The sequence below is a fragment of the Cupriavidus sp. PB-02 genome, from assembly GCF_058252315.1.
This window is the reverse complement of record NZ_CM177695.1, coordinates 2,231,725-2,246,849: the sequence shown is the minus strand read 5'-3', so window position 1 is coordinate 2,246,849 and position 15,125 is coordinate 2,231,725. Positions and strand designations below refer to the sequence as shown.

General features: G+C 68.0%; 13 protein-coding genes. 5 read left to right on the top strand and 8 right to left on the bottom strand.

Annotated features, from left to right (window positions below; translation table 11 throughout):
- Nucleotides 1-411 precede the first annotated feature (411 nt).
- The 6 genes from AC10V3_RS30960 to AC10V3_RS30935 all read right to left on the bottom strand — a co-directional run bounded on the left by AC10V3_RS30960 (nucleotide 412) and on the right by AC10V3_RS30935 (nucleotide 7,061).
- Complete coding sequence (locus AC10V3_RS30960) at nucleotides 412-1,359, bottom strand: ABC transporter ATP-binding protein (protein ID WP_022539205.1); 948 nt, start codon at nucleotides 1,357-1,359, stop codon at nucleotides 412-414.
- The gene (locus tag AC10V3_RS30955; protein ID WP_022539204.1) at nucleotides 1,356-2,363 is read right to left on the bottom strand and encodes an ABC transporter ATP-binding protein; all 1,008 of its coding nucleotides are present in this window, start codon (nucleotides 2,361-2,363) and stop codon (nucleotides 1,356-1,358) included. Before AC10V3_RS30955 ends, AC10V3_RS30960 begins: the two co-directional genes overlap by 4 nt.
- Before the next feature lie 10 nt (nucleotides 2,364-2,373).
- The gene (locus AC10V3_RS30950) at nucleotides 2,374-3,261 is read right to left on the bottom strand and encodes an ABC transporter permease (RefSeq protein ID WP_022539203.1); all 888 of its coding nucleotides are present in this window, start codon (nucleotides 3,259-3,261) and stop codon (nucleotides 2,374-2,376) included.
- Nucleotides 3,258-4,256 carry an ABC transporter permease gene (locus AC10V3_RS30945; RefSeq protein ID WP_022539202.1) on the bottom strand — a complete coding sequence of 333 codons (999 nt, stop codon included), beginning with the start codon at nucleotides 4,254-4,256 and terminating at the stop codon, nucleotides 3,258-3,260. Before AC10V3_RS30945 ends, AC10V3_RS30950 begins: the two co-directional genes overlap by 4 nt.
- Before the next feature lie 4 nt (nucleotides 4,257-4,260).
- Nucleotides 4,261-5,871: an ABC transporter substrate-binding protein gene (locus AC10V3_RS30940; RefSeq protein WP_490923877.1), complete on the bottom strand. Its 1,611-nt coding sequence runs from the start codon at nucleotides 5,869-5,871 to the stop codon at nucleotides 4,261-4,263.
- A gap of 107 nt (nucleotides 5,872-5,978) precedes the next feature.
- Nucleotides 5,979-7,061, bottom strand: a complete 1,083-nt coding sequence (locus tag AC10V3_RS30935) for a 4-hydroxyphenylpyruvate dioxygenase family protein (protein ID WP_022539200.1) — start codon at nucleotides 7,059-7,061, stop codon at nucleotides 5,979-5,981.
- A 277-nt stretch (nucleotides 7,062-7,338) separates the two neighbouring features.
- On the opposite strand from AC10V3_RS30935, the gene AC10V3_RS30930 reads away from it, so the two are divergent.
- The 3 genes from AC10V3_RS30930 (at nucleotide 7,339) to AC10V3_RS30920 (ending at nucleotide 10,707) form a co-directional block, all read left to right on the top strand.
- Nucleotides 7,339-8,172, top strand: a complete 834-nt coding sequence (locus tag AC10V3_RS30930) for a shikimate dehydrogenase family protein (protein ID WP_022539199.1) — start codon at nucleotides 7,339-7,341, stop codon at nucleotides 8,170-8,172.
- A gap of 95 nt (nucleotides 8,173-8,267) precedes the next feature.
- A complete protein-coding gene (locus AC10V3_RS30925; RefSeq protein WP_022539198.1) occupies nucleotides 8,268-9,596 on the top strand; it encodes an MFS transporter in 1,329 nt (442 codons plus the stop codon).
- A 46-nt stretch (nucleotides 9,597-9,642) separates the two neighbouring features.
- Nucleotides 9,643-10,707: a porin gene (locus tag AC10V3_RS30920; protein WP_022539197.1), complete on the top strand. Its 1,065-nt coding sequence runs from the start codon at nucleotides 9,643-9,645 to the stop codon at nucleotides 10,705-10,707.
- A gap of 157 nt (nucleotides 10,708-10,864) precedes the next feature.
- Here the strand turns inward: AC10V3_RS30920 and aroQ are convergent, their stop codons facing one another.
- Complete coding sequence (aroQ, locus tag AC10V3_RS30915) at nucleotides 10,865-11,326, bottom strand: type II 3-dehydroquinate dehydratase (RefSeq protein ID WP_022539196.1); 462 nt, start codon at nucleotides 11,324-11,326, stop codon at nucleotides 10,865-10,867.
- A gap of 84 nt (nucleotides 11,327-11,410) precedes the next feature.
- Between aroQ and AC10V3_RS30910 the strand changes: the two genes are divergently transcribed.
- The gene (locus AC10V3_RS30910; RefSeq protein ID WP_022539195.1) at nucleotides 11,411-12,358 is read left to right on the top strand and encodes a LysR family transcriptional regulator; all 948 of its coding nucleotides are present in this window, start codon (nucleotides 11,411-11,413) and stop codon (nucleotides 12,356-12,358) included.
- Here AC10V3_RS30910 and AC10V3_RS30905 read toward each other — a convergent pair.
- A complete protein-coding gene (locus AC10V3_RS30905; protein WP_022539194.1) occupies nucleotides 12,355-13,122 on the bottom strand; it encodes an IclR family transcriptional regulator domain-containing protein in 768 nt (255 codons plus the stop codon). The two genes, AC10V3_RS30910 and AC10V3_RS30905, sit on opposite strands and share 4 nt — an antisense overlap.
- Nucleotides 13,123-13,252: 130 nt before the next feature.
- On the opposite strand from AC10V3_RS30905, the gene AC10V3_RS30900 reads away from it, so the two are divergent.
- Nucleotides 13,253-15,121, top strand: coding sequence for a bifunctional sugar phosphate isomerase/epimerase/4-hydroxyphenylpyruvate dioxygenase family protein (locus tag AC10V3_RS30900; RefSeq protein ID WP_022539193.1), 1,869 nt, complete (start codon nucleotides 13,253-13,255; stop codon nucleotides 15,119-15,121).
- The last annotated feature ends 4 nt before the right edge of the window (nucleotides 15,122-15,125 follow it).

Below are 15,125 nucleotides of genomic sequence, written 5' to 3'. Positions count from 1 at the left end.
GCCGGAACCTGGCTCTCCTTCGCGGCGGCCGAGCCACCGGAAACGGCGGGATTCGAGGTGGTATCGAGGTCGCGCATGGCGTTGTCTCCTGATGAGGGTGTTATAAAGTGGAACTAAACGTTCCGAAAAATTGTTTGTTGGGAGGAATGTAGGCGCAAGACTGGCCGAGGTCAATAGAAAGTTTTGGTTTACGGAATGAATTAGACAAAAAATCGAGACAAAACTGTCTACAGGGTGGCGTATAAGTCGCTAACGCCTCCGCGGCTTTCGACAAATTGCGGCGGGAACGAGGGCGAGACAGCGCAGCGCTGGCCGGTGTGTACCGGCGCCGGCCAAGGCGGGAAGTCGGGAGGCAGGGCCGCCGCGGCTCAGGCCGCAGGCGGAGAGAGGAAGCGCAGGGCCGTCAGGCCTTCAGGAAAAATGGCAGGCGACCCAGTGCCCAGGGCTGCCTTCGCGCAGTTCGGGCGCGGCCTCGCGGCAACGCGGCGCGGCATACGGGCAACGCGTATGGAAGCGGCACCCCGTGGGCGGGTCGAGCGGACTCGGCAGGTCGCCCTCCAGCAGCGCGCGCGGCCTGGCGCGAGCGGCCGGATCGGCCGACGGCGCCGCGGCGATGAGCGCGCGGGTGTAGGGATGGGCAGGCGCGTTCCACACGGCGTCACGCTCGCCGATCTCTACCACCTGCCCCAGATACATCACCGCGATGCGGTCCGACATATGTCGCACCACGGACAGGTCATGCGAGATGAACAGGTAGGCCATGCCGAACGCCTGGCGCAACTCCAGCAACAGGTTCAGCACCTGCGCGCGGATCGATACGTCCAGCGCCGACACCGCTTCGTCGCAGACGATCAGGTCCGGCTGCAGCATCAGCGCGCGTGCAATCGCCACGCGCTGCCGCTGGCCGCCGGACAGCTCGTGCGGCAAGCGCGCAGCGAACTCTGGCCGCAGGCCGACGCGCGACATTGCCCACGCCACGCGTTCGCGGCGCTCGGTGGCATTGCCACGGCGATGCACGACCAGCGGCTCTTCCAGCGCGCGGCCGATGACTACGCGCGGATTCAGCGAGGCGGCCGGATCCTGGAACACCATCTGCAGCCGCGCTCGCACGGGATGCAGCGCATGTCCGCGGCGGTGGGTGATGTCCTCGCCATCGAGCACCACGCGCCCCGCATCCGGCGCCGTCAGGCGCATGGCGATGCGCGCCACGGTGGACTTGCCGCAGCCGCTCTCGCCGACCAGCCCAAGGGTCTCGCCGCGCTGCACGGCCAGCGATACGCCGTCGAGCGCGCGTACGGTGCCGGCCTGGGTGCGATAGTGGCGGCTGACGTCGTGCAGCGCCAGCAGCGGCGTACTCATGCGGCGATCTCCCATGCCGCTTGCGCGGGGCGTTCAGGCTGCGCCAGCGGCGCGTGGCAGGCGACCTGCCGCGTTCCGCTGGCCTGCAGTGCCGGCACCTGCCGGCTGCAGCCCGCTTGCGCAACCGCGCAGCGCGGCGCGAAGGCACAGCCGGGCGGCATCGCCGACAGCGGTGGCACCGTGCCGGGAATCTCCGGCAGGCGCGCGCCCGGCGGCAACGTCTCGATGGCCAGCGACGCCAGCAGGCCGGCCGTATAGGGATGGGCGGGAGCGGCCAGCAGCGCGTCCACCGGCCCCTGTTCGACAATGCGCCCCGCGTACATCACGGCCGCCCGGTCGGCGGTCTCCGCCACCACGCCAAGGTCATGCGTGATCAGCAGCATTGCCATGCCGGTCTCGTTCTGCAGGCGCCTGAGCAGCGCCAGGATCTGCGCCTGCGTGGTGACGTCCAGTGCGGTGGTGGGTTCGTCGGCGATCAGCAGGTCGGGCTCGCACGCCAGCGCCAGCGCGATCATGGCGCGCTGGCGCATGCCGCCCGACATCTGGTGCGGATAGTCGCGCGCACGCGCGGCGGGCGAGGGCATGCGCACCTGTTCGAGCAGCGCCAGCACGCGCGCCCAGGCCTGCGCGTGGCTCACCTTGCGGTGCAGGCGGATGGCCTCGGCGATCTGGTCGCCGATGCGCATCACCGGGTTCAGCGCCGACATCGGCTCCTGGAAGATCATCGCGATGCGGTTGCCGCGGATCGCGCGCATGGCCTTGTGGTCGAGCGCCAGCAGGTCGGTGCCGTCGAACCACGCCTGGCCGCCGGTCACGCGCGCGCCGCGGCGCGGCAGCAGGCCCAGCAGCGAGCAGGCGGTGACGGACTTGCCGCTGCCGCTTTCGCCGACCAGCGCCAGCGTTTCGCCGCGGTCCAGCGACAGCGATACGCCGTCTACTGCGGTGACGGTGCCGGCGCGCGTGTCGAACGCGGTGCGCAGCTGTCGAAGATCGAGCAATGGCATCCTGTATTCCCTATCGTTGCCGGAGATGCGGGTTGAGCGCGTCGTTCAGGCCTTCGCCCAGCAGGTTGAAGGCCAGCACCGTCACCACGATCGCCAGCCCGGGCAGGCCGCAGATGTACCAGGCATCGACCACTTGCTCACGGCCGCTGCCGATGATCGTGCCCCAGCTCATCACATTGGGATCGCCCAGGCCGAGGAACGACAGCGAGGCCTCGGTCTGGATCGCGGTGGCGACCGTCAGCGTCGACATGGCGATGACCGGCGGCAGCGCGTTGGGCAGGATCTGCGTCAGGATCAGGCGCACATGGCCCATGCCGATGGTCTCGGCGGCCAGCACGAACTCGCGCTCGCGCAGCGTCAGGAACTCGGCGCGCACCAGGCGCGCGGTGGCGGGCCACGAGACCACGCCGATCGCCATCACCACCGTGGTCACCGACGGCTTGAAGATCGCCACCAGCACCACCGCCAGCACGAACTTGGGCACGGTCTGGAACAGCTCGGTCAGCCGCATCAGCGTGGTGTCGATGCGGCCGCGGAAGTAGCCGCCGATCGCGCCCACCGCAATGCCCAGCGTGGCGGACAGTGCCGTGCTGACCAGCCCGATCAGCAGCGACACGCGCGCGCCGGCCGCCAGGCCGGTGGCGAGGTCGCGGCCCATGAAGTCAGTACCGAGCGGATGGGCGGGGTCGTCGCCCGGCCACAGCATTGGCGGGCCGGCCATCTCCCAGGGATCGCCCGGGAACAGCACGGGTCCGAGCGCGGCGGCTACGATCACGGCGAGCAGCAGGATCGCACCGGCCAGCGCAGGCGGATTGCGCAGCAGGCCTTGCGCCAGCGCGCGGCCGCGCTGCCATCCGGCACGCAGGCGCGCCAGTGCGGGCAGCGTCAGTGTGCTCATGCCCGCCCTCCCGCCTGCCCGACCGCGACGCGCGGATCGAGCAGCGCATAGAGCAAGTCCACGAGGATATTGACGCAGGTCACCAGCAACGAGCTCAGCAACAGGATGCCCAGCAGCAGGTTGAAGTCGCGCGCCAGCACGGACTCGAACGCCAGCCGCCCGAGGCCGGGCCAGCTGAACACCGACTCCACCAGCACCGCGCCGCTGAGCAGCGACGCCACCTGGTAGCCCGCCATCGTCACCAGCGGCAGCAGCGCGTTGCGCAGCGCATGCGCGAGCGTCACGCGGATTTCGCCGGCGCCCTTGGCGCGCGCGGTGCGCACGAAGTCGGCGCCATCCAGCTCCAGCATCGCCGTGCGCACCAGCCGCGTATAGACCGCCAGGTAGAAGGTGGCCAGCGTGCAGGCGGGCAGCACCGCATGGCGAGCGACATCGAGCACCAGCGCCAGCCCCGTGTGCCCGGCGCCCACATCGGTCATGCCGCCGGACGGCAGCCAGCCGAGGCGCGCGGAGAACAGCACCACCGCCATCAGCCCCAGCCAGAACGTGGGCATCGCGTAGGCCACCAGCGCCGCCAGCGAGATCACCCGATCCGGCCAGCGCTGTACCCGCACCGCGCTGATCACGCCCAGCACCACGCCCAGCCCCAGCGCAATCCCCATCGCCAGCAGCATCAACAGCAGCGTGGCCGGCAACCGCTTCACGATCAGCTCGAACACCGGCATGTTCTGCCGGAACGAATAGCCAAGGTCCAGCGTCAGCACATTGCCCAGGTAGTGCAGCAGTTGCAGCCACAGCGGCTGGTCCAGGCCGAAGCTGGCGCGCAGGTGCGCCATGTACTCCGGGGTGGCCGCCCCGGCCTCGCCCGCCAGCACATCCACCACATCGCCGGGGGCGAGCTGCAGGATCAGGAAGTTGAGCAGGGCGATGCCGAGCACGACCGGCACCACCTGCAGCAGCCGCTGGCGCAGGAAGCGGAGGAACGACGCGCGCATGGCCTCAGGCCCGCGGCTGCAGCCAGGCATCCGCGTACGAGGCAAAGAGCCCGTCGCCCTGCGCGGTGCGCTTGCGGAAGCGCGCGGTCGACACCGTTACCCAGGTCTGCTCGACCAGGTCCAGCACCGGCACGTCCTCCTGCACGATCTGCTGCCAGGACTTGATCAGCGCCTTGCGTTTGGCCACGTCGGCTTCCCGGCCCGCGGCTTCCATGATCTGGTCCAGCTGCGGGTTGGAGTAGCCCGAGCCGTTGGTCCACGGCGCGCCCTTGATGATGTTCTTGGTCCAGAACAGCCGCTGCACGCCCAGCGTGGGATCGGGCAGCCGGTGCAGGCTGGAAATCATCAGGTCGTAGTCCTGCTCGGTGAAGACGCGGCGCAGGTAGGTGGCGGTATCGCCCGCGCGCAGTTCCACCTCCACGCCCACGCGCGCCAGCGACTGCTTGATGAACTCCGCCGGCCGGCTCGCGTTGACGCCGCCGCCGCCGTCGTAGTCGAGCGTGATCTTCAGGCGCTTGCCGTCCTTGCCCGGCTTCAGTCCCGCTTCGTCCAGCAGCGCGGCGGCCTTCTTCAGGTCGTACGGGTACTGGCGCGTATCGGGCGAGTAGTAGTTGACCACCGACGACGGCACCGGCCCGGTGGCCGGCTTGCCGTAGCCAAGGAACACCACCTTCAGCAGCGCGTTGCGGTCGATCGCATACGCCAGCGCCTGTCGGACGCGCTTGTCGCCGAAGTACGGCTTGCGCACGTTGAACTGCGTCAGGAAGATGGTCGCCAGGTAGCGGCCGTCGTCCAGGTTGATCGCGTAGCGCTGCTTGTCGCGGAAGCGGTTCAGGTTGGACAGCGGGATGCTGGAGCCCAGCGCCACGTCGATCTCGCCGGCCTCCAGCGCCACCGTGCGTGCCGCGGCGTCGGGGATGAAGCGGAACACCACGCCATCCAGGTAGGGCTGGTCCTTCTGCCAGTAGTTGGGATTGCGCTCCAGCCGCACATGGCTGCCCTTGACCCACTCCCTGAACACGAACGGCCCGGTGCCGATGGGCGCGTTGTTCGCGGGGTTGCTGAGCACGTCCTTGCCTTCGTAGACGTGCCGCGGCAGGACCTGTGCGCCGTAGGTGTTGATGTAGTTGAGCAGGTAGGGCGCCGGTGACGACAGCCGGATCACAACGGTATGCGGATCGGGCGTATCGACCGCGGTCACGTTGGCAAACGCGGCGCGGCCGAACGGGTGCAGCTTCTTCCAGACTTCCAGCAGCGTGTATTTGACGTCCGCCGCGGTGAAGTCCTTGCCGTCATGCCAGCGCACGCCCTTGCGCAGGTGGAAGGTCGTGGTCAGGCCGTCCGGCGTAGTGTTCCATGAGGTCGCCAGCGCCGGCACGGGTTGCAGGTTCAGGTCGTAGCTGACCAGCCCTTCCAGCACCTTGCTGGAGACCTGGCCGATGTTCATGGTGGTGATGAAGGCCGAGGTCAGCAGTGTCGGCTCGGGCGAGACCGCCACGTTCAGCACGCCGCCGCGAACGGGCGATTCAGCGGCGGCTTGCGCAAAGGCTTCGGCGGACAGCGGCAGTCCGATGGAGAGAAGGGCAGTGGTGGCGAGGAAGTCTCTGCGGTGCATGTTGGCTTGCGGTCGGTGACGGGCAAGCCAGGATGTTATGTGCCGCGCGCGCGGCGGCGAACGAACAAAATGCTCTTTGGTTATCAGGTCCGTGTCAGCGTCCCTTGTCAGCGCCCCGACAGCGCTTCCAGCACCGGCAGGTTGCCCTCGCCAAAGCCATGATGGCCGTCGCGCTGGACGATCTCGAAAAAGAACTCGCCCGCCTCGCGCTTCACGAACGCCTGCTGGAAGCGGTCCAGCGTGCCATCTGCGCGCACGGCGCCGTCGGCGAGGATGCCGTAGCGCTGCAGTGCGGCCAGGTCGAGGCCATGACCGGGCAGGCGCGTGTCGACGGAATCGTAGTAGGCCGCCGGCGGCTGCACGAACCGCACGCCGTTGCCCGCCAGTGCCGCGGCGCTGGCGAGTATGTCGGTGCTGGCCAGCGCAATGTGCTGGATGCCTTCGCCATGCTGGTCCGACAGGTAATGACGCATCTGGTCATGGCGCGGCGTGCCTTTCTCGTACAGCGGAATCCGGATGCGCCCGCACGGCGACACCAGCGCGTGGGCCTCGCTGGCGACCACGATCTCGCGGAAGCCCAGCACCTTGCGGTAGAACTCCAGCCATTCCTCCAGATGGCCGGGCTCGACCGCCTGGGTCAGGTGGTCGACGCGCATGAGTCCCGCATCGGGCGCATCGGTGGCCTGCGCCAGCGGGCGGAAATCGACGTCGTAGATCGAGATATCGCCCACGTCGCCCGGCCGGCCTTCCTTGCCGCGCCAGCGGTCGATGAAATAGAGGACCGACTGGCCGATGCCCTGGATCGCGGGGATATTGAGCTCCATCGGTCCCACCGTGCCGCCCTCGAACGGCCAGGCGCCGGCTTCCAGTGCGCGGGCAAAGGCGGCTGCGGCGTCGTGCACGCGGATGCCGATGGCGCAGATCGACAGGCCGTACTCGCTGGCATAGCGCGTCGCGAACGAATCCGGCTCGGCATCGACGATGAAATTCATCTCGCCCTGCCGGTACAGCTTCACGGCCTTGTGGCGGTGGCGGGCAATGGCGGCGAAGCCGAAGCGTTCAAGGGTGCGGCCCAGCGCGGCCGGGTCGGGCGAGGCAAATTCGATGAACTCGTAGCCCTGGATCCCGAGCGGGTTGTCCCAGGCCTGGGATTCGTCGGCGCGCGGGGAAGAGACGTCTGCGGCGCTCATTGTCGTTGCTCCTGTGGGGGTGGCGAGGGGGCAGTGCCGGGCCATTGCGGCGACGATCGGATCATAGCAACGCACCACCGCCGGGCCGAGTCCGGACGGCGCGGGGGGGCACCTCGTAGAAACCCGAACTGCGCGCCTTGATCGCGCATGTACGTTCACTGATCGCGCAATATGGCGTAAGGGACGCTTGGCGGAGGCGTGGACGACCACTAATCTCCGGTCAACGAAACACGCCCCGGCCTGGCCCCAAGGCCCGTGCCCCGAACTCACAAACACCATGATCAACGGCAAGACCACGCTCATCCCACACCTTGGCTATCCCACGGAGTCGTTCAAGGCGCCCATGATCTACAACCCCTGGTTCGCGCAGCAGGGCATCGACGCGGTGGTAGTGCCGATGGGCGTCAAGCCCGACGACTACGCCGACGTGTTCCGTTCCCTGTTCCGCCTGACCAATATCCGCGGCGCGCTCGTGACCATGCCGCACAAGGTCGCCACGCTGGAGCTGGTGGACGAGCTCACGCCGGCCGCCCGCATCGCCGGTGCCTGCAACGCCGTGCTGCGGCGCGACGACGGCACGCTGGTCGGCGACCAGTTCGACGGCGCCGGCTTTGTGCGCGGCATCGCGCGCAAGGGCTGCAAGCTGGAAGGCGCGCGCGCCATTGTGTCGGGCAGCGGCGGCGTGGGCAGCGCGATCGCCGCGTCGCTGGCGCAAGCCGGCGTGGCCGAGCTGGCGCTGTTCGATGCCCGCGAGGGCGCCGCGCGTGCACTGGCCCGCCGCCTGGCCGAGCATTACCCGGCGCTGCGCGTGACCACCGGCTCGGACGATCCGCAAGGCTTCGACGTGGTGGTCAACGCGACCCCGCTGGGCATGCATGCGGGCGACCCGCTGCCGTTCGACGTCACGCGCATTGCCCCCGGTGCCATGGTCGGCGAGGTCGTGATGAAGCACGAATACACGCCTTTCCTCGAAGCCGCGCTGGCCCGCGGGTGCAAGGTCCAGGTGGGCACCGACATGCTGTTCGAGATGATCCCGGCCTACCTGGAGTTCTTTGGCTACGGCACGGCCACACCTGAAGCGCTGCGCACGGTTGCGCAGATCCGGTATTGAGGGCAGGGCGCATGCCCTGGCCGACAGCCGAGCGGATGCCGTCCCATAAAGGCACGCCGGCAAGCATTTCCAATCCAACGGTGGAGACAGACAAGATGACCACGACTCACAAGGAGCTGCCGGCCGCTGCGGCACCCGGCAACTCGATCGGCGACAAGGTCCGCGCCGCCTTTGCCTTCGGCAAGGTGCGCTGGGGCATGCTGGCGCTGGTGTTCTTCGCGACCACGCTGAACTATATCGACCGTGCCGCGCTTGGCGTGCTGCAGCCGGTGCTGGCCAAGGCCATGGCGTGGACCGCGCAGGACTACGCCAATATCAACTTCTGGTTCCAGGTGGGCTACGCCATCGGCTTTGCGCTGCAGGGGCGGTTTATCGACATGGTCGGCGTCAAGCGGGCCTTTGCGCTGGCGGTGCTGTTGTGGAGCATCGCCTGCGGCGCGCACGCGTTCGCGGCCTCCGCGGTCGGCTTCATGATCTGCCGCTTCTTCCTCGGCTTGTCCGAGGCGGCCAACTATCCCGCCTGCGTCAAGACCACGCGCATCTGGTTCCCGGCGAGCGAGCGCGCTATCGCCACCGGGATCTTCAATGCCGGCACCAATGTCGGCGCCATGCTCACGCCGATCATGCTGCCGCTGATCCTGCAGGCCTGGGGCTGGCAGGCGGCCTTTATCGTCATCGCCTTGCTGGGCGCGGTGTGGCTGGCGTTCTGGTATGCCCGCTATCACAACCCGGAGCAGCACCCGACCGTCAGCGCTGCCGAACTGGCCCATGTCACGCGCGACGTCGAACCGCCGCCGCACCGCATCCGCTACTCCCAGATCCTGCGCATGCGCGGCACCTGGGCCTTCGCCATGGCCTACGCCATCACCGCGCCGGTGTTCTGGTTCTACCTGTACTGGCTGCCGCCGTTCCTGAACCAGCAGTACCAGCTCGGCATCAGCGTCACGCAGATGGGCATTCCGCTGATCGTGATCTACCTGGCGGCCGATGTGGGCAGCGTGGGCGGCGGCGCGCTGTCGTCGTGGCTGATCAGCCGGGGCATGCCGGCGGTGCGTGCGCGCCTGCTGTCGATGCTGGTCTTCGCGGCATGCATCATCTCGGTGGTGATGGCCGCCGGCGCCAGCAGCCTGTGGATGGCCGTGGCCGCGATCTCGGTTGCCATCGGCGCGCACCAGGCCTGGACCGCCAATATCTGGAGCATGGTGATGGACTACACGCCCAAGCATGTGGTCAGCTCGGTGTTCGGCTTCGGCGGGATGATCGGCGCCATCGGCGGCATGTTCATGACGCAGCTGGTCGGCTACGTGCTCACCGCGACGCACAACAACTATGCGGTGCTGTTCACGATGATCCCCTGCGCCTACTTCATCGCGCTCACGTGGCTGTTCTTCCTCGCCCCGCGCAAGGTGCCGGACGTCGCCTGACGCCTTTCATTGCATCACAACAACCAGACCCAGAGACAAAGCTCCGATGCAAAAACGACTGATAGCGCTGCTCGCGCTGGGCGCGGGCGGCCTGCCCGCGCTCGCCCAGACTTCCGGTGGCGTCACGCTCTACGGGCTGCTGGATACCACCATCCGCTACAGCACCCATGAAGACGCGGCCGGCCACGGCCGCACGCAGATGACCGATGGCGTGCTGACCGGCAGCCGCTGGGGAATGCGCGGCACCGAGGATATCGGTGGCGGCAACAAGGCGTGGTTCATCCTGGAATCGGGCTTCTCGCCCGACACCGGCACCAGCCAGCAGGGCGGGCGGCTGTTCGGGCGCACCGCCGTGATCGGGCTCGACGGCGATTACGGCAAGCTCGCGATCGGCCGCCAGTACACGCTGGCGCACGAGCTGCTGTCGTCCTACGAGGCCATGGCCTTTGCCAACAACTCCATCGTCGGCTACCAGGGCGGCAACTACACCGGGCTGCGCTATGACAACACCGTCAAGTACATCAAGAACTTCAACGGCTTGCAGGTGGCGGCGGCCTACACCTTCGGGGAGGTGCCGGGCAGCATCAAGAGCGGCTCGGCCGCTGCCGGCTCGCTGGCCTACACGTCGGGGCCGCTGGAGATCGGCGCCGTGTACCAGCAGACGCAGAACGTGACCACGGCCTTCTTCGGTGCGGTGCCGGCGGCGCAGGCCAGCAAGCAGACGGTGTGGGGCCTGGGTGGCACGTGGAAGGCGGCGCGGGCGCAGTACTACCTCGGCTATACCAACAACCGGCTGGATGTGGCGGACTATCGCAACAACGTCGGCTATGTGGGAACCCGGTTCAACATCACCGACGCGCTGGTGTTTATCGGCACGCTGCAGTACGACTGGCTGCGCCATGCAGGGCAGGGGGGCAAGCGGCTGACCACGGCAGGCATGCTCGACTACAACTTCAGCAAGCGCACCGATGTGTATGTGGAGGTGGACTACACCCACCTGCAGGGGCAGTGGATTGCGTTGAACAGTTCGCCGACGTTTGCTAACAGTGGGAATACTTATGGCAATGCGTCGCGCATCGGGGTGATGGCGGGGGTGCGGCATAAGTTTTGATCGGGCCGGGCTGCGGGCAATCTGGCGCTTTCGCCCAATGCGCCGCTTGTTTGCGCCCCTCTCCCGCCTGCGGGAGAGGGGGCCCGCTTGCAGGATTTGTCAGCGTATCGCAATGCGCAAACCTTTCCCTCTGGCATGTATGCGCAAACGGGTGGGCTTATGCAGAAGCGACAGCCGTCACCTGCACCAGCGCCTCGACCGCCAACCCATACCCCTTCACCCCCAGCCCCGCCATCACCGCCCGCGCCACCGGCGAAATCCATGAATGGTGCCGGAACGCCTCGCGTGCGTGGATATTGGAGATGTGGTACTCCACCACCGGCACCGCCGCGCCCTTGATCGCATCATGCAGCGCAACCGACGTATGCGTCAGCGCTCCCGCATTCAGCACCACGCCGATCATTTCCCCTTGCGCGCACAGCCGCCCCGCTTCGTGGATCCAGTCGATCAGCTGGCCTTCATGGTTGGTCTGCCGGCATTGCGCCTCCAGCCCTAGCCGCTGCGCGGCTTCCTGGCAGATGCGCTCCACATCGGCCAGCGTTTCACTGCCATAGACTGCTGGCTCGCGGGTGCCGAGCAGGTTGAGGTTGGGCCCGTTGAGCACCAGTACTGTCTTCATCATGTCTCCTTGAATCGGCCGCGGCGCTGGCGCGGCCATCGCCGATAGCCTATCGTTAGTCCCTTCATCCAATCATCGACCGCCATGGAAACTCAGAATGCGCTGACGGCGAACAATGACCCGTTCCTGCGGGACCTGCGGCTGTTCTGCACGGTAGCGCGGCGCGCCAGCTTTATCGCTGCCGCCAACGAGACCGGCATCTCGCCGGCCCATGTGAGCAAGCGCATCGCCATGCTCGAAGCCATGCTCGGTGCCAGGCTGTTCCATCGCACCACGCGCCGCGTCAGCGTGACCGCCGAGGGCGAAAGCGCCTTTGCCTGGGCGCAGAAAATCCTGGAAGACGTCGACGGCATGCTCGAGGCCGTGGGTGCCACCGGTGGCGAGCCGCGCGGGCTGCTGCGCATCGCCACCAGCGTGCGGCTTGGGCGTCGGCATGTGGCGCCGGTGCTATCGCTGCTGCGGCAGCAGCATCCGGGGCTGGAGGCCTGGCTGGAACTGCTCGACCGCCGCGTCGACCTGATCGGCGAGAGCTTCGACCTGGACATCCGCGTGGGCGAGGTCGAGGAACCGCACCTGATCGCCAGCAGGATCGCCACGGGCAGCCGCGTGCTTTGCGCCGCGCCCGCCTACCTGGCGCGGCGCGGCACGCCGGAGCACCCGACCGAGTTGCCCCGGCACGACTGCCTGTTGCTGCGCGAACGCGACCAGGCCTTTGGCGTGTGGCGGCTGCAAGGGCCGGACGGGTGGGAGACGGTGAAAGTGACCGGGCCGATGGCTTCGAACCACAGCGATGTGACCCACCAGTGGGCACTGGAAGGCTTTGGCATCATCATGGCCTCGGTCTGGGACGTGGCCGCCAGCGTGCGCGCCGGCGAACTGGTGCGCGTGCTGCCGGACTGGCGGCAGCCGGCCGATATCTGGGCCGTGACCAGCGCGCGGGCGTCGGCGTCAGTCCGGATGCGCGTGTGCCTCGAGTTCCTCAAGACGCAGTTGTCGCAAGGGCCGCACGCGCTGGCGACGAGCCTGGACTAAAGCACCCGCATGATCAGCAATGCGGTGTCCTGCAACACCTGCAGCACCCGGTCCAGCGCCTGCTGTGGCGTCTCGTCGCCGATCGGCATATTGACCGAGAGCGCGGCAATCACCTTGCCGTGGCGGTCGCGCAGCGGGACCGCGATGCCGCGCACGCCGGTCTGCAACTGCTGCTCGAGCATCGCATAGCCCTGCGCGCCGGCCTTGCGGATCTCTTCGAGCAGGCGCTCGTGCTGCAGGATGGTGTAAGGCGTGTAGGGCGCCAGCACGCAGCTTTCCAGCCATTCGCGCACCTGCTCCTCGGGGCGCGAGGCCAGCATCATCACCCCCGCCGAGCCCAGCGGCGCCGGCACCCGCGCCCCCAGCACGAAGCCGGTGCTCATCACGCGGCTGGTGCCGGTGCGGGCGATAAACACCAACTCCCAGCCATCGAGCACGCTCAGGTAGGCCGCCTCGCCGAGTTGCGCAGTGATCTGCTGCAGGAACGGCTGCACCGTGCGCGGCAGCCGCGCCGAATCGAAATACGACCAGCCCACCTTGAGCACGCGCGGCGTCAGGCTGAACAGCGTGCCGTCGCTGGTGGTGTAGCCGAGGTGCTCCAGCGTCAGCAGGTAGCGGCGCGCGGCGGTGCGCGTGAGCCCCGTCAGCTGCGCCGCCTGCGTGGGCGTGAGGCGCGGATGGTCGTTGTCGAAGGCCTCCAGGATGGCCAGGCCTTTTTCCAGCCCGGCGATCCAGTCGCGCCGGTTCAGCGGTTCCTTTTCCATGGTTAACCCGAGTTTCGCGCGAGTGATGATCGCAATGGAGCGATTGTCGCACGCCTGCGCGCGAATTGTGGTTGTTGACGGGCTGGCTGGCTCATAACCTTTGGGGCAACACCGTCACCTCGCTATCGCCATGACCGCAGTCCGCAGGCCCCTCCCGAAATCGATCGCCACCGTCTCCCTTTCCGGCACGCTGCCGGAAAAGCTCGAAGCCGCCGCGGCCGCTGGCTTCGACGGTGTGGAGATCTTCGAGAACGACCTGCTGCACTTCGACGGCTCGCCCGCCGAAGTGCGGCGCATGGCGGCCGACCTCGGCCTGCAGATCCTGCTCTACCAGCCGCTGCGCGACTTCGAGGCCATGCCCGGCGACGTGTTCGCACGCAATATGGCGCGCGCCGAACGCAAATTCGATGTGATGGAGCAGCTTGGCGCGGAGATGGTGCTGGTCTGCAGCACTGTGCAGGACGCGGCCATCGACGACCCGGCGCGTGCCGCCGCGGACCTGCGACGCATGGCCGAGGCCGCCGCCCGGCGCGGCCTGCGCGTGGGTTACGAAGCGCTTGCCTGGGGCCGCCACACGCGCCGCTGGCGGCAGGCGTGGGACATCGTGCAGCGCGCCGACCACCCAGCGCTCGGGCTGGTGCTCGACAGCTTCCATACGTTGTCGCTGGGCGATTCTCTGCAGGGCCTCGACGCCGTGCCGGCGGACAAGATCTTCTTTGTCCAGCTGGCCGACGCGCCGCGCCTGTCGATGGACGTGCTGTCATGGAGCCGCCATTACCGCAACTTCCCCGGCCAGGGCGACCTGCCGGTGACCGATTTCGCCCGCGCCGTGCTGCAGGCAGGCTATACCGGGCCGCTGTCGCTGGAGGTGTTCAACGACGACTTCCGCGCGGCGCCGGCGCGGCAGACCGCGCAAGACGGGCTGCGCTCGCTGATCTGGCTGGAGTCCGAGGCCGGCGGGGCGCCGCTGCCCGAGCCGCCGGTGTTCGGCGGCGTGGATTTCATCGAGTTCGCCGTCGACTACGTGGCCGGCCGCGAGCTTGCGCAACGGCTGGAATCGCTGGGGTTTGCCCACGCCGGCCGCCATCGCTCCAAGGCGGTCGACCTGTACCGCCAGGGCGGCATCAACCTGATCCTGAATGCTGAACAGGACAGTGCCGCCGCCGAGCATTTCCAGCTGCACGGGCCGTCGGTATGCGCCATTGGCCTGAAGGTGGACGACGCCCGCCGCGCCATCGCGCGCGCCCGTGCGCTGCTGTGCAAGGAATGGCGCGAGCCGGTCGGGCCCGATGAACGGGTGATCCCGGCGCTGCGCTCGCCCGACGGCATGCTGTTCCATTTGATCGACGACCGCGATGCCGACCGCAGCATCTACGAGAGCGACTTCCTGCTCGACCCGCCGGCAGAAGCCGTCCACCACGGCGCCGGGCTGTCCGCCATCGACCATCTCGCGCAGGCGCTGCCGGCGAACCGGCTCAACAGCTTCGTGCTGTTCTACCGCGCGGTGTTCGGCATGCAGCCCCAAGCCGTGCACGAGATCGCCGATCCGTATGGCCTGGTGAAGAGCCGCGCCATGGTCAGCCCCGGCCAGAAGGTGCGCATCCCGCTCAATGTGTCCGAGAGCGGCCGCACTGCCACCGGGCGCTTCGTGGCCGCTTACGCAGGTTCGGGCGTGCATCACATCGCCTTCCGCTCCGACCGTATCGAACCGACGCTGGAAGCGATCGACCGCCGCCGCGCCGCGATGCTGCATGTGCCGGACAACTACTACGATGACGTCGCCGCTCGGCTGGCGCTCGACGATGCGCTGCTAGGGCGCCTGCAACGCCTGGGCGTGCTCTATGACCGGGACGCGCAGGGCGAATTCCTGCATGCCTATACCGAGCCGTTCCACGAACGCTTCTTCTTCGAACTCGTGCAGCGCACTGGCTACCTCGGCTATGGCGCGGCCAACGCCGCGGTGCGCATGGCCGCGCAGGCGCAGCTGCGGCACGGCTGAGCGG